We start from the raw sequence: 21,430 nt of genomic DNA, 5'->3' as shown, positions 1-21,430 counted from the left end.
CCCCACCCCCTCCCCTGAAGGGGAGGGGCTAGGCAGCCTCAGCCGCCTGCCCTTCTCAATACCCCTCCGGCGCCAGATCGCTGAACTTGGTGAACTGCCGGTCGAAGCGCATATGCACCGAGCCCGTGGCACCATGGCGCTGCTTGGCGATGATCACCGTCGCCTTGTTCGCCACTTCCAGCTGGCGCGCCTGCCATTCCTCATAGGCCATGCGCTCCTCGGCGGTCTCGGTGCCGTCGGGGATCTTCGTCGGGGCCTTGAAGTCGTGATAATATTCGTCGCGATACACGAACAGCACGATATCGGCGTCCTGCTCGATCGAGCCGGATTCGCGAAGGTCGGAGAGCTGCGGGCGCTTGTCCTCGCGGCTTTCCACCGCGCGGCTGAGCTGGGAGAGCGCCAGCACCGGCACATGAAGTTCCTTGGCCAGCGTCTTGAGGCCGCGCGAAATCTCCGAGATTTCCTGCACGCGCCCGTCGCCCGAGGCCTTGGCCGAGCCGGTGAGCAGCTGGAGATAGTCGACGATCACCATGCCGATCTTGTGCTGGCGCTTGAGCCGCCGGGCGCGGGTGCGAAGCGCGGCGATGGTGAGGCCGGGCGTGTCGTCGATATAGAGCGGCAGCCGCTCCAGATCGCCCGCGGCGCGCGCGAACTTCTGGAACTCGGCATTGCTCAGCTGGCCGGTACGCAGCTTTTCCGAGACGACCTCGGCCTGTTCGGACAGGATACGCATCGCCAGCTGGTCGGCCGACATTTCGAGGCTGAAGAACGCCACCGGCGCGCCGATCGACTTCTCCTCAGCGATGCCCGCGTCGAGATCGTCCATGTAGCGCTTGGCGGCGTTGAACGCGATGTTGGTGGCGAGCGAGGTCTTGCCCATGCCGGGGCGACCGGCGAGGATCAACAGGTCCGATCGGTTGAAACCACCGGTCGAGGCGTTGAGGTCGCTCAGCCCCGTGGTGATGCCCGAGATGCCGCCGCCCGAGTTCATCGCCTTTTCGGCTTGGCGGACGGCGAGCGTGGCGGCGCGGGTGAAGGACTTCACGCCGGCTTCCGAATCGCCCTGCTCGGCAACCTGGTAGAGCCGGAGTTCGGCCTGCTCGATCTGCTTGGAGGGATTGATGTCCTGGCTGGTGTCGAGCGCGCCCTCCACCATGCCGCGGCCCACATCGACCAGCGCGCGGAGCTGGGCGAGATCGTAGATCTGGTCGGCGAAGGAGCGCGCGCCGATCAGGCTGGCCGGGTTGCCGGTCAGCTGGGCGAGATAGGCCGGGCCGCCCAGCTCCTTCATCGCCGGATCGTTGGCGAAAAGCGGGCGCAGCGTCACCGGGGTGGCGAGGCGGTTGTCGCCGACGAGATGGGCGATCTGCTCGTAGATGCGGCCGTGCAGCGGCTCGAAGAAATGCTCGGGTCGGAGCTTCTGGAGGACGTCTTCCGCGACTCGGTTGTCGATCATCATCGCGCCGAGCAGCGCTGCTTCGGCTTCGACATTTTGGGGGAGACTCAGGCCCTCTTGGGGCTCGGGTGCAGGAAAGGGAATCGGCTGTGCCATGGCTTCCTCATCGGCCTACGCGGGGGGTACGGCAACCGGCATGGCTTGTGGAAAACGGGGAATGCTTCCAAAGCTGGGACCTATGGCCGATCCGCGGATCATCGACGTGACCCTCGACGAGCGCACCATTCTTTGGCGCTCGGCGGATATCGAGCAGGAACGCCGGATCGCAATTTACGATCTGCTCGAGGACAACCACTTCGCCCCCCAGCGCGAACATGCCGATGGCTATGCCGGGCCGTACAAGCTGCAACTGAGCGTCGAAGAAGGACGGCTGGCGCTGGCGATCAAACGCGCCGACGATACGCCGCTGGAGACGATCGTGCTGGGCTTGGCGCGCTTTCGCCGGCCGATCCGCGACTATTTCGCGATCTGCGACAGCTATTACCAAGCGATCCGCAACGCGACGCCGGCGCAGATCGAGACCGTCGACATGGCCCGGCGCGGCATTCACAATGACAGCGCCGAACTGTTGCGGACGGCGCTGGACGGCAAGATCGACGTCGATTTCGATACCGCGCGACGGCTGTTCACGCTGATCTGCGTGCTCCACATCAAGGGATGACTTTCATGACGACGGACCCCAGCGCGCTGATCGCAGCCGCGCGCAAAGCTGCGCGCAACGCGCACGCCCCCTATTCGAATTTCGGCGTGGGTGCCGCCGTGCTGCTGACCGACGGCACCGTGGTGACGGGCGCCAATTTCGAGAATGCCAGCTACGGCCTGTCGCTCTGCGCCGAGACGGTGGCGCTGGCAACGGTATCCGCACAGGGCCGGCTGCGTGACGTGGCGGAGATCGCCGTGATCGGCGGGCCGATCGGCGCGGACGGGGTACCCACCGGCACAGCCCCGGTCAGCCCCTGCGGGCGCTGCCGCCAGGTGATCAATGAGGCGGCGCAGCTGGGCAAGCGCGATCTGCCCGTCCATTGCGGCGCCGCCGAGGGCGATGCGGTGGCGAGCTATCGCCTGTCCGAGCTGCTGCCCCAGGCGTTCGGCCCGGGGGATCTGGGGATTAGTTGAGGGGTTGCCGCCGGCACCCCTTCCCGCCGTCATCCCCGCGAAGGCGGGGATCCATTGGCGCTGAATTGGCGGTCCCTGCCCCCGGCGTCCTGGCAAATGGATTCCCGCCTTCGCGGGAATGATGATGGAGGTTTGAACGGCCGAGGTCCCCACCCCCAAACTTGACGCCGCGCCCCCTCCCCCGCACTACCGCGCGCATGTCCATTCTTTCCGACCGCTGGATTCGCGAGCAGGCGCTCAACCACGGCATGATCGAGCCTTTCGTCGAGAGCCAGCGGCGCGAGGGCTGCATCAGCTACGGCCTGTCCTCCTATGGCTATGACGCGCGGGTGGCGGACGAGTTCAAGATCTTCACCAATGTCGACAGCGCGGTGGTGGATCCGAAGAATTTCGATGCGAACAGCTTCGTCGACCGCAAGACCGACGTGTGCGTCATCCCGCCCAACAGCTTCGCGCTGGCGCGGACGGTGGAGTATTTCCGGGTGCCGCGCGACGTGCTGGTGATCTGCCTCGGCAAATCCACCTATGCGCGCTGCGGTATCATCGTGAATGTCACGCCGCTGGAGCCGGAATGGGAAGGCCATGTGACGCTGGAATTTTCCAACACCACGCCGCTGCCGGCGAAGATCTACGCCAATGAAGGCGCGTGCCAGTTCCTGTTCCTGAAGGGCGAGCAGGCCTGCGAGACGAGCTATGCCGACCGCGCGGGCAAATATATGGGCCAGCGCGGCGTAACGCTGCCGCGGCTGTAACGCGCCGGCCGACTACCGGGCGGCGTGGCAATGCGCCCGCCGCTCCGGAAATCGAAGTCAGTCAGCGAAGCGCCGTCCGCTGGCGCAGATCCAGATAGCGCAAGCCGGCGCGAGCGACGCTGTGCGATCCTGCGGTACGCTGGTTTGAAAGATCCAGCACGACTTCATCCTGCGACAACACCTGCTGGTACAGCGTACCCGCTTCGGCGAACCGGCCGGTGCCGTAGTACACGGCCGCCAAGTTCAGCAGCACTTCAGGCCGCGGGCTGTCGCGCAACGCTCCAAGCAATTTCTGTTCGGCCTTGGCAAAGGCGCCCGTGCTGATTTCGGTCGCGGCCACGCTCGCGTCCTGCGCGGCGGCCGGCATTGCCATTCCCAGCAGCGGCACCAAGGCCGCAGCGACAAGTTTGATCGACATGCAACGCTCCTCTCATCATGTTACGCCAACGCTACATTTTTATGACAGTTGGGTGACACATAGGTGACATAGAGGTTGCAGCCGCGCAATAGGGGAAATCGCCGGAGGCGCGCGGCAGCCGGGCACAAAAAAGGCGGCCCCGAAGGGCCGCCTTCCCAAAATACTCCGACCCGCTGGGGATCAGAAATCGTTACGATACTGCTCGTTGCCGACGAAACCCAGCTTGGTGACGTTGGCACGCTTGATGATGGCAAGCGTGCTGTCCACCACTTCATACCGTGCCGCAGGATCCGGCTGGAAGTGCAGCTCCGGCTCCGGAGAGCGCTGCAGCGATGCATCCAGATACTGGCGCAGCTGCACATCGTTGATCGGCATGCTGTTCCAGAACACCTGGCCCTGTGCGTCGATATAGACCTTGTTCTTGTCCGGTTCGACGGGGCTGGCCGGGGTGTTGCTCGGCTGGGGCAGATCCACCTTCACGGCATGGGTCTGCACCGGAATGGTGATGATGAACATGATGAGGAGCACGAGCATGACGTCGATCAACGGCGTCGTGTTCATGTCCATCATCGGCTCGCCGTCATCACGGCCCGCGCTCATTGCCATTGTGGTAACTCCTTAAACGGGCCGATCAGAGCCGGGCTGTCGACGAACCGGGTTCCGGTTCGGAAATGAAGCCGACCTTCACGAAACCCGCCATCTGCATTGTGTAGATGGTGCCGCCAATGCAGCGATAGGGCGTGTTGACGTCGCCGCGAATGTGAACCTCCGGAAGTTCGAGGCCGGCGGCATTCGGGCCACCCTGGCGATCGATCTCGGCCTTCAGCTTCACGACGGCGCGGTCCAGCAACTCACCATGGTTGACGCGGGTAAGACCCCAGTAGACCTCGCAACCGCCCGGACCGCCCTTGATGGAAAGCGACACGTTCTCGGGCTTGGTCGTCGTCACCTCGTACTGCACCTTCGGCAGCGCGAGATCGACCGTCTGGATCACAACGGGAACGGCGATGAGGAAGATGATCAGGAGAACCAGCATCACGTCCACGAGGGGCGTGGTGTTGATCTCTGACATCGGTGCGTCGTCGCCGCCGCTGCCTGTGCTAATCGCCATTGGGCGTAATCCTATCCTCTTGTACGCCGGATCGTCGTCCGGCGGCGGGACTGCGCGTTACGTGGCAGTCCCGCGGCCTTGATCTTACGGGCGGGTCTGAACGCCGCCAGCCTGGCCGGCGGTGGTCGTCGCCGGCTTCGGCGAAGCGGCAGCGGCCGGCTTCTTGGCGGCTGCGTTCGTCGAAGGCTTCACCTTGCCGTCCGAAGCGAGGTAGCCGAGCACGTCGTTCGAGAACGCATTCAGGTTCTCGGCGATCGACTTGTTACGACGCTGCAGGAAGTTGAAGGCGAGCACCGCCGGAACGGCGACGACGAGACCGAGCGCGGTCATGATCAGCGCTTCACCGACCGGGCCGGCGACGGCGTCGATCGAAGCCTGACCGGCCGAACCGATCTTGATGAGCGCGCGGTAGATACCGATAACCGTACCGAACAGACCGATGAACGGCGAGGTAGCGCCGACGGTCGCGAGGAAGGCGAGACCGCCGCCCAGCGCCGAGTTGATCGAACCTTCCGAACGCGCGAGCGAACCGTGCAGCCAGTCATGCGCTTCGACCGGATCGGTCAGCAGCTTGTACTGCTCCTGCGCTTCGAGACCGTCGTCGACGATCTGGCGATAGGCCGAGTTCTTCTCGAGCTTGGCAGCGCCTTCGCGCAGGCTGTTCGAGCTCCAGAACGTGGCGCGGACGCGCTTCGCCTGGTTGATGATCTTCTGCTGTTCGAACAGCTTGGTGAAGAGGATGTAGAGCGATACGAAGAGCATCAGCACCAGGATCGCGAACACCGTCTGCGAGATCAGGCCGCCTTCCTTGAGCGCCTGCTGAAGGCCATAGGGGCTTTCGCCCGAAGCTGCGGCACCACCGGCAGCGAGAATGGTCGTGAGCATTTTGGGTCTTTCCTCTAAAAGATAGCTTCTTGCGCAAGCCGGTCCGCCTCGCCCGGCGGACCGGAAACCGGAGAGTTACTTTTCAAGCCGCCACGTGAACCGGCCTAGATACGGTGCGGGAATCTTGTTCCCGTCCGCGTCTTCGGCAGGCGTGAAGCGCGCACGGCGCCGCAGCAGATTGCACGCCGTGCTGTCGAGCAACGACGAGCCGCTCGACGACGTGATCGAGCAATTCGCAACCTTGCCCGAAGCGTCCACGTCGAGGCGGAAACCAACCGTACCTTCATCACCCGAACGCTGCGCCGCGGCAGGATAGTCGTCGTTCGTCACCCACGAGCCCGGAGGCGTGCGCGGCTTGAGCCCCTTCGCGATGCGCGGCGGCGCTGGCGGAGCCGGCGGAGCCGGTGGCGCTGGCGGCGCCGGCGGCGAAATCGGCGGCGGCGGCGGGATGATGTTGGTGGTGGCTACCGGCGGCGCAGGCGCAACCGTCTGCACGATGGCCGGCGGCACCACGACTTGCGTCGGGGGCGGCGGCACCGGCGTGTCCGGCGGCGGCGGCGGCGGCGGAATTTCCTCCGGCGGGGGCGGCGGCTCTTCGACCTCGAAGGTCTTCAGCTCTTCCGCCTTCTTCTTGATATATTGGTATGCCAGACCTGTGACGAAGGCATAACCCATGCCAGCCACAATGATCGCGACGATAACGATCGCGACCACACGACTGCCACTTACATTCCGGTCAGCGTAAGCCATTCGGCAACGTCACTCCCTCTAATCCTGCTTGCGACCCTGGCCGGCTGGCTGCCGCGCACAAGTCCGCTCACCCCGGGTCACACTGCGCCCCTGATGGCGAGAGCACCAAGTCTGTATCGTGGCCATACGGACGACGCAAACTCTTTGTCGGACGAATTGGTCGTACAATGCGCGCATGGCAGAATTATTTCTGTATAAGATCGGCACAATCGGCTAGCGGAGGCGGAATGAAACATGCCCTGCCCCTGCTGTTTTGTTGCGTTGCAGCATCGTCGGCGGTTGCGCAAACCGCGCCGCAAACCACGCAAAACCGCGCCGAAGCGCAAACTGTCCTACCCAGTTACGCCACTGTGGCCACCGCCATCACCGGCGCGCCGCTGGTGATCGATGCGCGCATTCGCGACTTAATCCGCATCAAGGAAATTTCTGGCGCGCCGTTAACCTCAGGGCGCGTTCGCCTCTACGTCGAGGCCGATGTTCTCGCGCTGATTCGCGGATCGAGTCCCCTTTCGGCACAGATTTCCTATATCGCCGACGTGCCGCTCGATGCCCGTGGCAAGGTTCCCAAGTTGAAGAAGCAGCGGGTCCTGCTATTCGCTCGCCCGGTGGCCGGTAAAGGCGGTGAGGTTCAGCTGACCGGGATCGACAGCCAGTTCGCCTGGTCCCCGGAACTCGACGCCCTCACCCGCCGCATCACCCGCGATCTTCTTGCGGCGAATGCTGCGCCGGCGATCACCGGCATCGGCAACGCCTTTCACGTGCCTGGTGCACTTCCCGGCGAGGGGGAAACGCAGATCTTCCTGAAGACCGGCAGCGGCGCGCCGATTTCGCTGCAGATCCTGCGGCGCCCGGGCGAACAGACGCGCTGGTCTGTATCTCTGGGCGACATTGTCGACGAAAGCGCCGGTGCGCCGAAGCGCGATACGCTGCTGTGGTTCCGGCTAGCATGCGGTCTGCCGAAATCGCTTCCCGCGGATGCGCTGAATGCCGAATCGCCGCAGAACGCCGAAGCCGCGCGCGAAGATTATCAGCTGGTGCTGCGCGATCTGGGGCCCTGCACCTGAACGTGCGTCCAGCGCCGTCGCCGATCACCGGGTCAGCGGCGGTCTCGAACCAGCGTGATTCCGATTGATTCGTCCCGCTCGGCAATGGCGAGCTTCACGATGCGCACTTCCACCCGGCGCACCCGCGAATCGGAGACGAACAGCGTCTCGCAAATATGTTCGGCCACGGCCTCGATCAGCGTGAAGTGCACGTCTTTCGGCAGCGCGTCGGTTGCCGCATGCTTCAGGTCCATGTAGCTCTTTGACGCACCGAGCGGGGTATCCGGCGCGAATCGCTCGGGAATATCGAGGTCGACGGTCACCGAGATGCGCAGTGGCTGCGGCAGGTGCGTCTCTTCGGAATAGACGCCGGTCAGCAGTTCCACCTGGAGATCGTGCACCTGAAGCTGCAATAGGTCGGGCAAGCAAATGGCCTTTCGCGGGAATGAGGCGGGCGCCATAGCAGATGGCGGCTCGTTCGAAAGCCTGTGCGTTTGCTGCACATGGCCGTGCACGATTCGCGCTTGCGCTTCCACGCCGTGGCAGTAAAGCGCGCGCCCTTCGGCAAAAGGGGCCGGGGCGCGGCGAAGGAAGAGATGTGACACGACTGGTTTCACTCGATTCGATCGACTCGGGTGGCGTTGAGGCGTTGCTCGATCGAGCGTTCGGGGCGGATCGCCACCTGCGCACGGCCTATCGCGTCCGCCGCGGAACCATGCCTATTTCGCCGCTCAGCTTCGCCGCGCTGGACGAAGAGGCCCGGCTCATCGGATCGATCCAGAGCTGGCCCGTCGCGCTGGCGAGTGACACCGGCCCGCTGGTGCCGCTGGTCATGGTCGGCCCCGTGGCGGTCGAACCGGCGCACCAGCAGGCTGGGATCGGGCGCAAGCTGATGCACCATATGCTCGACGCCGCGGATGCGAGTGCCTTGCCCGGAGCAGAGGCGCTGATGCTGATAGGCGATCCCGAATATTATGGCCGCTTCTTCGGATTCGATTCGAGTCGCACCGGGCGGTGGCGTATGCCTGGCCCGTTCGAGCCGCGGCGGCTCTTGGCACGTGGGCCCGCCGTGCCCAACTGCGCAGGCACACTCGTACCGCGCCTGCGCGAGGCCGCCTGATCGCACCGGCGAACCGACGCCTTCGACAAAGCGGGCCGGCGCACGTTAAGGGAACGCCATGCCTAGCCCCCCGCCCCCCGGTTTCTCCGATCTGTCCCTCGCCGAAATCGCAAGGGCCGCCGCGGAAAACCGCCTGCCCCCGGTCGAGAGCTGGAATCCAGCCCATTGCGGCGACAGCGAGATGCGTATCGCCCGCGACGGCACCTGGTATCATCAGGGCGGGCCGATCCAACGCCCGGCGATGGTTCGCCTGTTCTCGACGATTTTGCGGCGGGAGCCGGACGGTCGCTTCGTTCTCGTCACGCCGGTCGAAAAGCTGGACATCGCCGTAGAGGATGCGCCGTTCGTCGCCGTCGAGCTGAAGATCGACGGCACCGGCAGCGACGGCCGCCTCGCCTTCCGGCTCAATACGGACGATGTCGTGGTGGCAGGCCCGAACCATCCGCTACGAATGGAAACCCATGAAGACGGGCCACACCCTTATGTGCAGGTCCGCAAGGGGCTGGATGCGCTGATCTCCCGCGCACTTTACTATGAGCTGGCGCAGCTCGCGCTCGACAACGGCTCCTCGCCTCCGGGAGTCTGGAGCGACGGCGCGTTCTTCGGCCTGGAGCCCGCAGCGTGAAACTGGCGGCGCGGCTGCGCACTGCCCTGGCGCAGGCCCCCCAGCCTGCGGTCCCGCTGCTGCCGGGCGACCTCGCCTTTGTCGATCCAGCCCAGGCGCCCAGCGCGGCCGCAGTGCTGGTCGCGGTCACCGACAGCGCCGAGCCGGGCGTCATCCTTACCCAGCGCAATGCGCAATTGCGCCGGCATGCCGGGCAGATCGCCTTTCCCGGCGGCCGGATCGATGCGGGCGATCGCGACGCGATCGAAGCCGCGCTTCGCGAAGCCGAGGAGGAAATCGCCCTGCCCCGCCGGCACGTGGAGGTGGTGGGCACCGCCGATCGATATCGCACGGTAACCGGCTTCGACGTGACGCCGGTGATCGGGGTTGTCCCTGCCGATCTCGTCCTCGTTGCTTCCGAAGCCGAAGTGGCCGATGTGTTCGAAGTTCCGCTCGGTTTTTTGCTGGACGCGGCCAACCATGCGGAAAAGCACGCAGTCTATCAGGGCCAGCAGCGGCACTATTATGAAATCCAGTGGCAGCAGCGGCGGATATGGGGTGCCACTGCTGCAATGATCATCAACCTTTCCCGACGGATGCAATGGCCGATCTGATTCTTCCCGATGTCGACTGGCGCAATCGCCCGGGCCTTGATTCGCTTACCACCGTGCTGGGCGCCGAAGAGGGGCTCAGCAGGTTCGTGGGCGGCGCCGTGCGAGACGCATTGATCGGCACCCCCGTCGCCGATCTCGATGTCGCCACCATGCTTACGCCGCAAGCGGTTCTGGATCGCTTGAGCACAGCGGGCATTCGCGCCGTGCCGACCGGAATCGACCATGGAACGATCACGGCGGTGCTCGACAGCGGCCCGGTCGAAGTGACGACGCTGCGGCGGGACGTCTCCACCGATGGGCGCCGGGCAACCGTCGCCTTCACCGAAGATTGGCGCGAAGACGCCGCCCGCCGCGATTTTACGATCAACGCGCTCTACGCTGATCCCGCCACGGGCCGCCTGTTCGATTATTTCGGAGGGCTGGAGGATCTGGCGGCACGGCGCGTGCGCTTCATCGGCGATCCGATCCGGCGCATCGCGGAAGACCATCTCCGCATCCTGCGCTTCTTCCGCTTCCTCGCGCGCTTCGGCGACACGCCCGATGCCGAAGGGCTGGACGCATGCACCGCGCGTGCGCGCGACCTGATGGCGCTCAGCCGCGAGCGTATCCGCGACGAATTGCTGAAGCTGTTGATCGCACGCGACGCTGTGCGCGTCGTACGGATCATGCTGGATCGCGGCATCCTCCTCCCGGTGCTACCTGAAATTACCTCCGAAACGTCCCTGGCAGCACTCGCTGCACGGGAGGCAATGGTAGGCGCGGCCCCCGATCCGATCCGCCGGCTGGCTGCGCTGCTGCCTGCCGACAGCGGAACGGCGGAGGCGATCGGTGCCCGGCTCAAGCTGTCCAACGCGCAGCGCAAGCGGCTTGTGCTCGCGACCGATACTGCCGGTGTCGAAGACCCGCGCGGGCTCGCCTATCGCCTGGGCCGCGAGACAGCCGAAGACCGCGTGCTGCTCGCGCTCTCCGACCCGGCAGTGCTGCCGCATGCGTGGAGCCAGCTTCGGGAGTGGGACATTCCTCGCCTGCCTCTCACCGGCGGTGCGCTGGTGGAACGCGGCCTCGCCAAGGGGCCGGACGTCGCACGGGCGCTGCGCGCGGTCGAGGATCGCTGGATCGCCGAAGGCTTCCCGCCCGCCGACCGGGTCGCCGCGCTCGCCGACAGCGTCGTCGATCAGGCGTTGCGCGCACCGATCAAGGCAAAGGCTTCGTCGCCGGGCAGCGGCCGGGCATAGTGATAGCCCTGGCCAAAGGTGCATCCTAGCGCGGCCAGCGTCTGCGCCAGCTCGATGCTCTCGATGCCCTCCGCCGTCGTCTGCATGCCCAGCGCGAGCGCCAGGCTGAGGATCGCGCGAATGATGGCGATCTTGTCGCGATCGGCCAGCATGCCGGTGACGAAGCTGCGATCGATCTTCAGAACGTCGATCGGCAGCTTTTGCAGATAGGCAAGGTTGGAATAGCCGGTGCCGAAATCGTCCATCGCGAGCGTCGTGCCCAGTTCCTTGAGCGCGCCCATCGTTCGCGCGATGCGATCCGGATCGGTGACGATCGCGCTTTCGGTCAGTTCCAGGGTGAAGCGCGATCCCGGCACGCCATGCCGATCGATCGCCGCCTTCACCAACGCGCCGATATGGTCGCGCTGCAGCTGAATGGCCGAAAGGTTCACTGCGACTTTGACGCCACAATTGCCGCCCGCGCGCGCATCCCATTCGGCCAGCGTCCGCGCGGCCTCGTCCATCGCCCAGCGGCCGAGCGGCACGATCAGCCCCGATTCCTCCGCCACGGGGATGAAGGCATTGGGCGAAATCGCCACGCCCTCCTCCGTCGTCCAGCGCGCCAGCGCTTCGAACGAGGTGATCTTGCCACTCGCAAGGTCACAGATCGGCTGGAAGTTCAGCGTCATGCAGCCATTTTCAATGGCGCGGCGAAGCTCGGTCTCGATCGCGAACTGTTCGCGCGCCAGATCGAGCGCGCGCGTGTGATAGATTTCGGTTCGGCCGCTCTTCTTGGCGCGCCGCACGGCGAACTGGGCGTTGCGGATCAGATCTTCGGCATCGCCATCGATATCCGAACCGAGTGCGATCCCGATCGAGCAATCGATGCGGATTTCGAAGCTGGAGAGGCGAAACGGATTGGTGAAGGCGGCATGGATGCGCTTCGCGACATGGGCCGCGTCGCCCGCCCCCTGATCGAGAGACATCAAAACCCCGAACTCGTCACCCCCGATCCGAGCGAGCGTATCGTGGCCGCGCAGCGCGCCTTTCAGCCGGCGGGCGACGGAGATGAGCAGTTCGTCGCCGGCCAGCGCGCCCATGCAGGCATTGACGCGGCTGAAACGATCGAGATTGATTACCAGCACCGCGTGGCCGGCCGCTTCGCTGGGACAAATACGTTCTTCCAGATCGTCCGAGAAACCGGCCCGGTTCGGCAGACCTGTCAGGCTGTCCGTCGCCATTTCGCGGCGGAGGCTCTGTTCGGTGCGTAGCTCGGACGTGTGGTCAACGAGCGTGATCAGGCATTGTCGCACCGTCTTCTCGCGCCGCGCCAACAGAACGCGGAAATGGCGGCTGTCCACCTCGTCACCGAAGCGCCAGGCGATTTCCTCCTGCGTCGCCTCCGATTCCAGGAAGCTGCCAATCCTGCCTCCCAGCAGCCGGATTACCGGCGATTCGGCCGCAGTCGTGCCGAGGCCGGCGAGGCGAAACGGACCGTTGGCCGCGATCAGGACAACGCCGTCTTCCGTCCATTCGAGCACCGCGGCAGGCACCGGGAGCAGCTCGATCAGCGCACCCGCGTCCGACAGCTGCGCGGGATTACGTTCCTTGATCCGCGGAGCGGGCTCCACGGTGCGCATGTTTAGAGCCCTGACTCTTCGGAACGCCATCGCCCGCTGTCTACGTGGAAACAGTTAAGGCGCTCTGAAACCCTTGCGGATCAATTGTGATTCGAACGAATTAGAATCGATTGTCGCGAGGAAATCCGGTGGGTGGCATCCGCCCCGCAGCGCCGCGAGCCGCGCGCCATGGCGTAAGATCCGCTTCCGATCGATAGCGCCCCTGCTCGCCCCCCATTCGCCAGCGCAAGCCATCCGCGAAGCGGAAGGTGATCACGTCCGAAAGTCCGCCGTCGCGATAGCGCTGGAGTTGCACACCCTGGCCGCGCGTCATCTCCGCCACTTCCGGCAGCGGAAAGACCAGCATTTTGCGATTGTCGCCGATCACCGCGACGAAATCGTCGTCCGGCCCGATCGGGCGCACCAGTTTCAGGTGCGCACCGGACCGCGGCGTGACCACCTGCTTGCCCTTGCGCGTTTCGGCGATGACTTCCTGCGCGCTGACCACGAAGCCGCGACCGTCGCTGGCAGCCACCAATAGTTTCGGCGCGGTGCTCGCCGGCAGCAACGTGACGATCTGCCGTTCCGCCTCCAGATCGATCAACAACCGCACTGGCTCGCCAAAGCCGCGGCCGCCGGGCAGCTTGTCCGCCCCCAGCGTGTAGAAACGGCCATTATCCGCGGCGAGCAGCAGCTTGTCGGTGGTCTGGGCGTGGAAGGCCAGGAACGGCCCGTCGCCTTCCTTGAACTTCAGCGCCTCCCCGCCGAGATCCTCGACATGACCCTTCATCGCGCGGATCCATCCGCGCTGCGAGAGGATGACGGTGATCGGCTCGCGCTCGATCATCGCCTCCAGCGGGATCTCGCGGGCAGGCGCCATCTCGACGATCGCGGTGCGGCGGGCGCCGAGCGGGGTATCCAGGCCGTAGCGCGCGATCATCTTGCCGAGCGCGCGCTTCATCCAGGTGCGCTGGCGGGCTTCCGAGCCGAGCAACGTCTCCAGCTCGGCCTGTTCCTTCTCCAGCTTCTCCTGCTCGCGGCGGAGCTCCATCTCCTCCAGCTTGCGCAAGCTGCGCAGCCGCATGTTGAGGATCGCCTCGGCCTGGCGATCGGTGAGGCTGAACTCCGCCATCATGATCGGCTTGGGCTCGTCCTCGGTGCGGATGATCTCGATCACCCGGTCGAGGTTGAGATAGGCGGTGATATAGCCGCGCAGCAGCTCGAGCCGGTCGGCGATCTTCTCCAGCCGGTGCTGCGACTTGCGCTGGAGCACCACGAACTGGTGCTCGAGCCAGCCGGCGAGCGCCTCGGCCAGGCTCATCACCCGCGGCGTACGGTTCTTGTCGAGCACGTTGAGGTTGAGCGGCACCCGCACTTCGAGGTCAGACAAGCGATAGAGGCTGTCCATCAGCGTGTCGGCGTCTACGGTGCGGCTGCGCGGTTCGAGGACGATGCGGATGTCCTCCGCCGATTCGTCGCGCACGTCGCCGAGGATCGGCAGCTTCTTGTCGTTGACCAGCGCGGCGATGCCCTCGATCAACTTACCCTTCTGCACGCCATAGGGGATCTCGCTGACGATCAGGTGCCAGCCGCCGCCCTTCTCGGTCACCTTCTCGATCTTCGCCCGCACGCGAAAGCTGCCCCGGCCGGTGGCATAGGCCTCGGCGATCGCGGCGGGGCTGTCGACCGCGAGACCCCCGGTCGGGAAGTCCGGGCCCTTCACATAGTCGAGGACGTTGGCCTGCGGATTGTCGATCAGCGCGACGGCGGCCTGCATCAGCTCGGCGGCGTTGTGCGGCGGGATGCTGGTCGCCATGCCCACTGCGATGCCGGCCGCGCCATTGGCGAGCAGGTTCGGGAACAGGCCGGGGAACAGCTCCGGCTCCTCGTCCTCGCCGTTATAGGTCGGGCGGAAATCGACGGCATTCTCGTCGAGCCCGTCCATCAAGTCTATCGCGACCTGGGTCAGCCGCGCCTCGGTGTACCGGTAGGCGGCGGCATTATCGCCGTCGATATTGCCGAAATTGCCCTGCCCGTCGACCAGCGGATAGCGGAGCGCAAACGTCTGGGCCAAGCGCACCATCGCGTCATAGACCGACGCGTCGCCATGCGGGTGATACTTACCGATCACATCGCCCACGACACGCGCGCACTTCTTATAGCCGCTCGCCGGATCAAGCCGCAGCAGCCGCATCGCCCAGAGCAGCCGGCGGTGGACCGGCTTCAGCCCGTCGCGGACATCGGGAAGCGAGCGCGCGGTGATCGTCGACAGCGCATAGACCAGGTAGCGCTCGGAAAGCGCGCTGTCGAAGGGCACATCGGAGGCGCCGGAAGGTTCGGAAACGTCGGTGTCGAGGCTCATCGCTATCCCGGATAGCAGGCCGGAAGGGGAAACGCCAAGGGCGTTCCCCTTATGATCCGTGCTAATTGTTTCGGCGACAGCGGGTGCGGCGAGATCGACGCAGGCTTTGGCGAACAACCCCGGTGCTGAACTAACCTTCCCTGCAGTTACAGTTTCTTACGGAAAACAATGCGCGGAATGCCCAATTTTTGCCCCACATGTGGCAAGAATGTGTCTTGACGATATCCTAGTTTGATGATGGATTTTGCGCATCACCAAGGGAGGGATGAGGATGCGCAAGGTTCTGGCCATGAGTTCCGCGGCACTGCTCGCGGCCTGTTCTGCCAAGGAGGATGCCACGTCGGGCCGACAAGGCGGAGCTGAGACGGTTGCCGAACATGCGCCGGAAGCGCTCGGCGCTGAGGCGATCAGCATCGCTGTCCCGCAACTGGCCTACCGCTATTCGCTGCGCTTCCAGCTGCCCGAAGCGCGCCTGGCCGCCACGCAGGAATCGCATCACGCCCTTTGCCAGGGGCTCGGGCCCGCGCGGTGCCAGCTGGTTGCACTTACCCGCGGCGACGAGAACAACGGTGCCGGCGAAGCGCAGCTGAAGCTTCGCGTGGCCACCGCCGACGCGACTTACTTTACCGGCGAGGCCGCTCGACAGGTGGCGGCCGCGGGTGGCACGGCGCCAGCCACCAACGTCAGCGGCGAAGACGTGTCGAAGGACCTGAGCGATACCGCCGCCCGCATCCGCCAGCGCGAGGTGCTGGTTGCCCGGCTGACGGAGATGCTGCGCACGCGCAAAGGATCGGTCAGCGAACTGGTCGATGCCGAACGCAGCGTCGCGGCAGCCCAGGAGGAACTGGATAAGGCCCGCGCCTGGCTCGGCGAACTGCGCGGTCGGATTTCGATGGCGGAAGTTGACATTCGCTATCAACCGCTCGCGGCACCAGCATCGGGTGCCAGTGTCGGCGCGGCGCTGGGCATGGCGGCGCAAGGCTCGGCGGTTACGTTCGTTTGGGGAATGCAGGCGCTGCTGTCGCTGGCGATCTATCTGCTGCCCTGGGCGGCGGTATTCGCCGCCGGCGCAACGGTCGTGGCGCTGCTCCGCCGCCGCACGCCCGCGAACTGAGCCGGACGCACCAGCGGGCGGCAGCGGATGCAAACGCCTAGATCGCGGGCATCACGGTCCTGCATGCTGTGCGATTTGCCCGCGAACGGCCAGAGATCCGCGCCGGAAGGTCGGCGCTTCGCGCTCCATTTCCGCGGCTGTCATGAGCGCGAGCGCACGATCTTGCTTCCCGGCAGCACCCAGCAGAAGCGCCAGCGCAAAGAGCGTGCCGTCCGCCAGTGCCTCAACCGCAAGGTTCCCCTCGGGCGAAACGGCCTGCTCGAGCAACGATGCGCCGAGTTCGGCAAGATCGCGGCCGCCGGCGCCGATGGCACGAGCCGCGATCGAGATTTCGCCGCTGCCGCAGATGCCGACGATCGCCACCAGCGCCTGGATCAGCAGGGTCTGCCCCAGTTCGGACGATGCGAGCGCAGGGCGTGCCGCCAGCCCGCCGAGCAGGTCGGGCAGCACCACCAACTGATTGCCGCCAAGCGCCGCCTGGCCAGCGGTCACGAACGCGGCATCGTCGAGAGTGTCCAGCGCGGGCGCGTCACTTTCGTTCGCAAGCCGGTCGAGCCAATCGTCCAGGTGCGCGGCGATGCGCTGCAGCAGCGTCGGATGATAATGGCTCACGTCCGACAGCATGTCCGCTTCCGCGAACGCGCCGATGTCGATCAGGTGCATCCAGCTGCAGGACTCGGCCGCACGCCGCCATTCCGCGTTCAGCGCGATCGTCCGTTGACGGCTATGGGCCATGTGCGGACGATATTTGTCCTCTGGCATGTTCTCCGGGCACAGGAAGATCAGCGCACGCGTGCCCCGCGCAGCGAAGAAGCTGCAGAACCGCTCGACACACGCACGGTAGATGCCGTTTTCGAGCTGGGGCAGCGCGCGCGACGGCCAGCGCGGATTGCTGTAATCGATGCCGGGACCAAACACGATTGCCTGCGGATAGCGCTGGCGCCCATGTTCGCCGTCGAGCACGTAGCGCATGCCGAACAGCCTGGGATTGTTGTCGAATTCAAGCACGTCTCGATGACGACTGAAATGGGCGATACCCCCGGATTGGCAGTCGAACATGATCCGGGCCCGGGGCTCGCGCACCGCTTGGCCACGAAGCGACGCCAAGCGACGTACGCGAATGTCCGGGTCGTGGAAGGAACGATCCGTTACCCAGGCAGGATCGCGCACCGAGAAGCGATCGGACCAGTGGGAGATATCGATCGAGGGGTGTTTCTCCCGCACCTTGCGCAGCGCATAGGCTTCCAGTCCCATATGCATCGCGCGACAGGAAAAGGTGAAATGCTCGAAGCGCTGGCTGGCGCGATCAACCATCACGAACCCGACCAGCCCATAGTCGCCGTAGCGATCCCACGCGAAGATCGACCAGCTGTCGTGCCGGGCTACATCGATGACCGCTGCCTCCAGCACGGCGCGATCGACGCGTGACTGCGTATAGTTGAGCTGGTTGGAGCGGTTGATCAGCTCCACGATGCGGTCGAGAAAATCGAGATTGTCCATCAGGAACGGAGCACAAGCCTCGATCCCGCAGCTGTGCAGAAACGCCTCGTTCGACAGGTCGCCCGCGGCCTGGTCCCGCTTCTTCGCTTCCAGGATGCGATACTCGGCGACGCGGTTACGCGAGGGCTTCTGCTGCGTGAGGATCGCTTCCAGCGTCGCGTCCGCATCGGCGGCGGTGATATCGAGCAGTTGGACGTCCGGCAGAAGATGCCCGACTTCCTGCAGATTGGCACGATTGTCGTCGACGAACAGCACGTCGCAAGGGCGCAGTTGCATGTCGTCGATGATCGCCGCGACCGCCGGTCCCTTGGGCACGAACGCGATACGAGGAAATACGAATGCGTCCCACAAGCCGAAGGCGCGCAACTGCGACTCGGCGGCTTGCGGGTCGTTCTTGGAACAGATCGCCGAAACGACGCCGTGGTCGTTCAACCGCCGCACCAGATCGAAGCGCGATGCGAACGGCGTGACCGTTTCGCCTTCTGCCAGGGTTCCCCGCCACAGCGTGTCGTCGAGGTCCCAGATGACGAGCTTTACCATCGCGTGCCGTCGATTACAGGACGAGCCGGCGGAAGAAGCTGCGGTTCTTGCGAACCGTTGCCTGGACCTGTTCAGGCAGCTCGCTCAGCTTGCGCCTTGGGATCGCCGACGTCCGATGCGACGGGCCGATCGACACCAGGAGCGAGAGCATCGCGCGACGCCGAAGCGGGGGCGTGCCCCGATGCAGCGCGAAGGTATTGACGAAATAGACGTCGCCCTTCTCCGCCAGGACGACGCCGGCGCCATTGGCCTGCTTCAGCGCCTCGAGTTCGCCATCACCGAACCGTCGCACCTCGTGAAAGGCGCGGAGAGCCGACGTCTTCGGGATCAGTTCCAGGGGACCGTCCTCGCGCCCTTCGATGGTGGTGAGCGGCACGAATATGCGGAGGCAATTGAGCGGCTCCGCGCAGTCGCGATGCCAGTTCTGGTTCTGGTACGCCGCGTTCGTCGGCTGCGATATCCAGGCCCAGGCCCAGCTCAACGCCGCCTTCGGCCCCAGCGCTTCGCGACAGAATGCGATCAGATCGGGGTTCGCGCAGATCTCGAGAAAGGCGGGATCCGCGAATAGACGCTCGGTCTGCATCATCAAGAATGGGTGCCGGGCCGTTTCCGGCGCGCCGATATGCTCGAAGCCGTCGAGATAGGGATCGGTGAAACGCTGTGGCGCGAACAGCGAGGACGCCAGCCGATCCACCAGACCGGTATCGAGCATCTTATCGGCAAAATGGAAGTCGAGCTCGCGAAACTCTGCCGCGCGCGGCGTGCGACCGATGCGGGCGAACGGCTGGCGCAACAGTCGTTCCACGCGTCCGAGCCGGCTAAGGCGAGCCGGGTCGTTCGATTTGGTGCGCAGGCCCCAAATATAATTATGGGCGTAATTCGCATAGAGGGAGTGACGCAGCCGGCGCAGCTGACCGTCGCGTCTGACCCCCGCTGCGACCTGCTGTACATAGGAAGACACATCTACTTCTGGCATGTGGTCCAGGCCGACCCACGCCGCCTTGCGAAACGTCACCATCTGTCAAATCCAATTCAGTCCGGTCGTTTCCATTTTAGGATATTCGATGGAAGACAGGATCGATGCCGGAAATTTCTGGTTAATGCTCCGGTGCGGCCTTTGTTGATTACGCATATTCAGCCCGGAGCACGTTGGATGCCCTTGCAACCATGGTCCGCGGTGCCGGCCCGGGTAGCCGCCCGAGCTTGGCCTGAACGCCCCCCGCCCCGGATTGCGTGCCCGCCCCCCTTCCGGTATAGGGCCAGACCTTCCAGAGCCCCGGATGTCGCGTGGAGAAATCCCGTGCCGCCGGGGCAACGCATTTCCAAGGGACTAGGCCGACATGGCACGCCGCCGGCAAATCTACGAAGGCAAGGCTAAGATTCTCTACGAGGGTCCGGAGCCCGGCACGCTGATCCAGTATTTCAAGGACGATGCGACGGCCTTCAATGCCCAGAAAAAGGGCACGATCAACGGCAAGGGCGTGCTCAACAACCGCATCAGCGAGCATGTATTCACGCTGCTCGCCGGCATCGGCATTCCCACCCATTTCATCCGTCGGCTCAACATGCGCGAGCAGCTGATCCGTCAGGTCGAGATCGTGCCGATCGAAGTCGTCGTCCGCAACGTCGTGGCGGGCTCGCTCGCCAAGAAGCTGGGCATCGAGGAAGGCACGCCGCTGCCGCGCACCATCGTCGAATATTACTACAAGGACGATGCGCTCGGCGACCCGATGGTCACCGACGAGCATATCCTGGCGTTCGGCTGGGCGAGCCAGGAAGAGCTGCACGACATGGCCGACATGGCCATCCGCGTGAACGACTTCCTCTCGGGCCTGTTCGCCGGGATCGGCATCCGCCTCGTGGACTTCAAGCTCGAATTCGGCCGCATCTGGGAAAATGAGTATGGCCGGATCATCCTGGCCGACGAGATCAGCCCCGACGGCTGCCGCCTCTGGGATATCGCCACCGGCGAGAAGCTCGACAAGGATCGCTTCCGCCGGGATCTGGGTGGCGAAGTGGAGGCCTATCAGGAAGTGGCTCGCCGCCTCGGCCTGTTCCCGGAAGGCGACGCGTCCGACGTGCTGGACCTGGAGACGCACCGCAAGAAGCGGGGCAAGTAAACGCCTTGGATCCTTCCCGGCATGGGGGAGGAGGGCACCGCGCCGCAAGCGCGTGTGGAGGGGGATCGCCACAAGGGACTTGCCCGTGGCGGTCCCCCTCCCCGCTTCCGGGAGGATCATGAACCCGATCCCCGCGATTTCCGATTGCGACTTTGCCCCCGCCGCGCCATAGGCGCGCCCATGAAACTCCGCATCATCGTCACCTTGAAGAACGGCGTGCTCGATCCGCAGGGCAAGGCCATTCAGAACGCGCTCGGCGGCCTCGGTTTCGAGGGCGTCGAGGATGTCCGCGCCGGCAAGATCTTCGAACTGGAGGTTGCCGATTCGACCGGCGACGCCGCCATCGACGAGATGTGCCGCAAGCTCCTCGCCAACACGGTGATCGAGAACTACCGGGTCGAAAAGCTGTGAAGACCGCGGTCATCGTCTTCCCCGGCTCCAACTGCGATCGCGACATCGCGGTCGCGCTGGAGAGCGTGACCGGCACCAAGCCGCACATGGTGTGGCATGGCGATAGCGAACTGCCGGAAGGCTTGGGACTGATCGCCCTGCCCGGCGGCTTCTCTTATGGCGATTATCTCCGCTGTGGCGCCATCGCGGCGCGCTCGCCGGTGGTCAAGGCAGTGGTGGAGGCCGCGAATGCGGGCACGCCAGTGATCGGCATCTGCAACGGCTTCCAGGTCCTCACCGAAACCGGGCTGCTGCCGGGCGCGCTGATGCGCAACGCCGGCCTCGATTTCGTCTGCCGCGACGTGCCGCTCAAGGTGGAGAACGCCCAGTCGATCTTCACCAGCGCCTATCAGGCGGGCGAGGAACTCTCGATTCCCGTCGCACACCATGACGGCAATTACTTTGCCGACGCCGATACGCTCGATCGCCTGGAGGGCGAAGGGCGCGTGGCGTTCCGCTATGGTGAGAACATCAACGGCTCGGCGCGCAATATCGCGGGCGTGATGAACGCCGCTGGCAACGTGCTCGGCATGATGCCGCACCCGGAGCGCAGGATCGAAGCCGCGCATGGTGGCAGCGACGGCCGCAGGCTGTTCGAAGGGCTGCTCGCCGCGGTCGCGTGACCGCGGCTTTCCTTCTACC

Annotated in this window: 23 protein-coding genes; 12 read left to right on the top strand and 11 right to left on the bottom strand. The window is 65.0% G+C overall.

Annotated elements, in window-relative coordinates:
* Window positions 1–55: 55 nt before the first annotated feature.
* Window positions 56–1,552, bottom strand: a complete 1,497-nt coding sequence (locus B215_RS0116040) for a replicative DNA helicase (protein WP_019370663.1) — start codon at window positions 1,550–1,552, stop codon at window positions 56–58.
* An 82-nt stretch (window positions 1,553–1,634) separates the two neighbouring features.
* On the opposite strand from B215_RS0116040, the gene B215_RS0116035 reads away from it, so the two are divergent.
* The 3 genes from B215_RS0116035 (at window position 1,635) to dcd (ending at window position 3,324) form a co-directional block, all read left to right on the top strand.
* On the top strand, window positions 1,635–2,117 hold the full coding sequence (locus B215_RS0116035) for a UPF0262 family protein (protein WP_019370662.1): 483 nt from the start codon (window positions 1,635–1,637) through the stop codon (window positions 2,115–2,117).
* A gap of 5 nt (window positions 2,118–2,122) precedes the next feature.
* Window positions 2,123–2,572 carry a cytidine deaminase gene (locus tag B215_RS0116030; RefSeq protein WP_019370661.1) on the top strand — a complete coding sequence of 150 codons (450 nt, stop codon included), beginning with the start codon at window positions 2,123–2,125 and terminating at the stop codon, window positions 2,570–2,572.
* Between the two features lie 197 nt (window positions 2,573–2,769).
* Entirely contained in the window at window positions 2,770–3,324 is a 555-nt protein-coding gene (dcd, locus tag B215_RS0116025; RefSeq protein WP_019370660.1) for a dCTP deaminase, read from the top strand.
* 61 nt (window positions 3,325–3,385) lie between these two features.
* Here dcd and B215_RS0116020 read toward each other — a convergent pair whose 3' ends face one another.
* From B215_RS0116020 to B215_RS0116000, 5 genes are all read right to left on the bottom strand, one after another.
* On the bottom strand, window positions 3,386–3,742 hold the full coding sequence (locus B215_RS0116020) for a hypothetical protein (protein ID WP_019370659.1): 357 nt from the start codon (window positions 3,740–3,742) through the stop codon (window positions 3,386–3,388).
* Window positions 3,743–3,922: 180 nt separating this feature from the next.
* Window positions 3,923–4,348 (bottom strand): ExbD/TolR family protein, encoded by a 426-nt coding sequence (locus B215_RS0116015; RefSeq protein ID WP_026009339.1) that lies wholly within the window; start codon window positions 4,346–4,348, stop codon window positions 3,923–3,925.
* 25 nt (window positions 4,349–4,373) lie between these two features.
* Complete coding sequence (locus tag B215_RS0116010) at window positions 4,374–4,853, bottom strand: ExbD/TolR family protein (RefSeq protein ID WP_019370657.1); 480 nt, start codon at window positions 4,851–4,853, stop codon at window positions 4,374–4,376.
* An 84-nt stretch (window positions 4,854–4,937) separates the two neighbouring features.
* Window positions 4,938–5,738, bottom strand: a complete 801-nt coding sequence (locus B215_RS0116005; protein WP_019370656.1) for a MotA/TolQ/ExbB proton channel family protein — start codon at window positions 5,736–5,738, stop codon at window positions 4,938–4,940.
* A 75-nt stretch (window positions 5,739–5,813) separates the two neighbouring features.
* Window positions 5,814–6,488 (bottom strand): TonB family protein, encoded by a 675-nt coding sequence (locus B215_RS0116000; RefSeq protein WP_026009338.1) that lies wholly within the window; start codon window positions 6,486–6,488, stop codon window positions 5,814–5,816.
* A 167-nt stretch (window positions 6,489–6,655) separates the two neighbouring features.
* Between B215_RS0116000 and B215_RS0115995 the strand changes: the two genes are divergently transcribed.
* Window positions 6,656–7,552, top strand: coding sequence for a hypothetical protein (locus B215_RS0115995; RefSeq protein ID WP_236704455.1), 897 nt, complete (start codon window positions 6,656–6,658; stop codon window positions 7,550–7,552).
* Between the two features lie 32 nt (window positions 7,553–7,584).
* Here the strand turns inward: B215_RS0115995 and B215_RS0115990 are convergent, their stop codons facing one another.
* On the bottom strand, window positions 7,585–7,956 hold the full coding sequence (locus B215_RS0115990) for a dihydroneopterin aldolase (RefSeq protein WP_026009336.1): 372 nt from the start codon (window positions 7,954–7,956) through the stop codon (window positions 7,585–7,587).
* A 173-nt stretch (window positions 7,957–8,129) separates the two neighbouring features.
* On the opposite strand from B215_RS0115990, the gene B215_RS0115980 reads away from it, so the two are divergent.
* From B215_RS0115980 to B215_RS0115965, 4 genes are read left to right on the top strand one after another with little or no spacing between them, the layout of a single operon-like run.
* Window positions 8,130–8,651, top strand: a complete 522-nt coding sequence (locus B215_RS0115980; RefSeq protein ID WP_050990202.1) for a GNAT family N-acetyltransferase — start codon at window positions 8,130–8,132, stop codon at window positions 8,649–8,651.
* Between the two features lie 58 nt (window positions 8,652–8,709).
* Entirely contained in the window at window positions 8,710–9,276 is a 567-nt protein-coding gene (locus B215_RS0115975) for a DUF1285 domain-containing protein (protein WP_026009334.1), read from the top strand.
* Window positions 9,273–9,869 (top strand): CoA pyrophosphatase, encoded by a 597-nt coding sequence (locus B215_RS0115970; protein WP_019370649.1) that lies wholly within the window; start codon window positions 9,273–9,275, stop codon window positions 9,867–9,869. The genes B215_RS0115975 and B215_RS0115970 overlap by 4 nt, the downstream gene beginning before the upstream one ends.
* Window positions 9,857–11,104: a CCA tRNA nucleotidyltransferase gene (locus B215_RS0115965; RefSeq protein WP_019370648.1), complete on the top strand. Its 1,248-nt coding sequence runs from the start codon at window positions 9,857–9,859 to the stop codon at window positions 11,102–11,104. Before B215_RS0115970 ends, B215_RS0115965 begins: the two co-directional genes overlap by 13 nt.
* On the opposite strand, the gene B215_RS0115960 is transcribed toward B215_RS0115965, so the two are convergent.
* Together B215_RS0115960 and parC are read right to left on the bottom strand one after the other, a co-directional pair.
* Complete coding sequence (locus B215_RS0115960; protein WP_019370647.1) at window positions 11,044–12,723, bottom strand: putative bifunctional diguanylate cyclase/phosphodiesterase; 1,680 nt, start codon at window positions 12,721–12,723, stop codon at window positions 11,044–11,046. The two genes, B215_RS0115965 and B215_RS0115960, sit on opposite strands and share 61 nt — an antisense overlap.
* Window positions 12,724–12,823: 100 nt before the next feature.
* Window positions 12,824–15,064 (bottom strand): DNA topoisomerase IV subunit A, encoded by a 2,241-nt coding sequence (gene parC / locus B215_RS0115955; RefSeq protein WP_019370646.1) that lies wholly within the window; start codon window positions 15,062–15,064, stop codon window positions 12,824–12,826.
* Between the two features lie 271 nt (window positions 15,065–15,335).
* Here parC and B215_RS0115950 point away from each other — a divergent pair, with 271 nt between their 5' ends.
* Window positions 15,336–16,178 (top strand): DUF4349 domain-containing protein, encoded by an 843-nt coding sequence (locus B215_RS0115950; protein ID WP_019370645.1) that lies wholly within the window; start codon window positions 15,336–15,338, stop codon window positions 16,176–16,178.
* A gap of 51 nt (window positions 16,179–16,229) precedes the next feature.
* Here B215_RS0115950 and B215_RS20285 read toward each other — a convergent pair whose 3' ends face one another.
* Both B215_RS20285 and B215_RS0115940 read right to left on the bottom strand, forming a co-directional pair.
* Window positions 16,230–18,218, bottom strand: a complete 1,989-nt coding sequence (locus B215_RS20285) for an HAD-IIIC family phosphatase (RefSeq protein ID WP_019370644.1) — start codon at window positions 18,216–18,218, stop codon at window positions 16,230–16,232.
* 13 nt (window positions 18,219–18,231) lie between these two features.
* Window positions 18,232–19,023: a hypothetical protein gene (locus B215_RS0115940; protein ID WP_236704456.1), complete on the bottom strand. Its 792-nt coding sequence runs from the start codon at window positions 19,021–19,023 to the stop codon at window positions 18,232–18,234.
* A gap of 535 nt (window positions 19,024–19,558) precedes the next feature.
* On the opposite strand from B215_RS0115940, the gene purC reads away from it, so the two are divergent.
* The 3 genes from purC (at window position 19,559) to purQ (ending at window position 21,411) form a co-directional block, all read left to right on the top strand.
* The gene (gene purC / locus B215_RS0115935; RefSeq protein WP_019370642.1) at window positions 19,559–20,338 is read left to right on the top strand and encodes a phosphoribosylaminoimidazolesuccinocarboxamide synthase; all 780 of its coding nucleotides are present in this window, start codon (window positions 19,559–19,561) and stop codon (window positions 20,336–20,338) included.
* 180 nt (window positions 20,339–20,518) lie between these two features.
* Entirely contained in the window at window positions 20,519–20,749 is a 231-nt protein-coding gene (purS, locus tag B215_RS0115930; protein ID WP_019370641.1) for a phosphoribosylformylglycinamidine synthase subunit PurS, read from the top strand.
* The gene (purQ, locus tag B215_RS0115925; RefSeq protein WP_019370640.1) at window positions 20,746–21,411 is read left to right on the top strand and encodes a phosphoribosylformylglycinamidine synthase subunit PurQ; all 666 of its coding nucleotides are present in this window, start codon (window positions 20,746–20,748) and stop codon (window positions 21,409–21,411) included. Before purS ends, purQ begins: the two co-directional genes overlap by 4 nt.
* The last annotated feature ends 19 nt before the right edge of the window (window positions 21,412–21,430 follow it).

The organism is Sphingomonas sp. ATCC 31555, assembly GCF_000282895.1.
Lineage (GTDB): Bacteria > Pseudomonadota > Alphaproteobacteria > Sphingomonadales > Sphingomonadaceae > Sphingomonas.
This window is presented reverse-complemented; position numbering and strand designations above follow the sequence as displayed.

Coding starts and splice junctions, on each gene's coding strand:
- B215_RS0115960 (WP_019370647.1), bottom strand. CDS start 12,723: ATGCGCACCGTGGAGCCCGCTCCGCGGATCAAGGAACGTAATCCCGCG.
- B215_RS0116010 (WP_019370657.1), bottom strand. CDS start 4,853: ATGGCGATTAGCACAGGCAGCGGCGGCGACGACGCACCGATGTCAGAG.
- B215_RS0116000 (WP_026009338.1), bottom strand. CDS start 6,488: ATGGCTTACGCTGACCGGAATGTAAGTGGCAGTCGTGTGGTCGCGATC.
- B215_RS0115975 (WP_026009334.1), top strand. CDS start 8,710: ATGCCTAGCCCCCCGCCCCCCGGTTTCTCCGATCTGTCCCTCGCCGAA.
- purS (WP_019370641.1), top strand. CDS start 20,519: ATGAAACTCCGCATCATCGTCACCTTGAAGAACGGCGTGCTCGATCCG.
- dcd (WP_019370660.1), top strand. CDS start 2,770: ATGTCCATTCTTTCCGACCGCTGGATTCGCGAGCAGGCGCTCAACCAC.
- B215_RS0116030 (WP_019370661.1), top strand. CDS start 2,123: ATGACGACGGACCCCAGCGCGCTGATCGCAGCCGCGCGCAAAGCTGCG.
- B215_RS0115995 (WP_236704455.1), top strand. CDS start 6,656: ATGCGCGCATGGCAGAATTATTTCTGTATAAGATCGGCACAATCGGCT.
- parC (WP_019370646.1), bottom strand. CDS start 15,064: ATGAGCCTCGACACCGACGTTTCCGAACCTTCCGGCGCCTCCGATGTG.
- purC (WP_019370642.1), top strand. CDS start 19,559: ATGGCACGCCGCCGGCAAATCTACGAAGGCAAGGCTAAGATTCTCTAC.
- B215_RS0116020 (WP_019370659.1), bottom strand. CDS start 3,742: ATGTCGATCAAACTTGTCGCTGCGGCCTTGGTGCCGCTGCTGGGAATG.
- B215_RS0116015 (WP_026009339.1), bottom strand. CDS start 4,348: ATGGCAATGAGCGCGGGCCGTGATGACGGCGAGCCGATGATGGACATG.
- B215_RS0116035 (WP_019370662.1), top strand. CDS start 1,635: ATGGCCGATCCGCGGATCATCGACGTGACCCTCGACGAGCGCACCATT.
- B215_RS0116005 (WP_019370656.1), bottom strand. CDS start 5,738: ATGCTCACGACCATTCTCGCTGCCGGTGGTGCCGCAGCTTCGGGCGAA.
- B215_RS0115950 (WP_019370645.1), top strand. CDS start 15,336: ATGCGCAAGGTTCTGGCCATGAGTTCCGCGGCACTGCTCGCGGCCTGT.
- B215_RS20285 (WP_019370644.1), bottom strand. CDS start 18,218: ATGGTAAAGCTCGTCATCTGGGACCTCGACGACACGCTGTGGCGGGGA.
- B215_RS0115965 (WP_019370648.1), top strand. CDS start 9,857: ATGGCCGATCTGATTCTTCCCGATGTCGACTGGCGCAATCGCCCGGGC.
- B215_RS0116040 (WP_019370663.1), bottom strand. CDS start 1,552: ATGGCACAGCCGATTCCCTTTCCTGCACCCGAGCCCCAAGAGGGCCTG.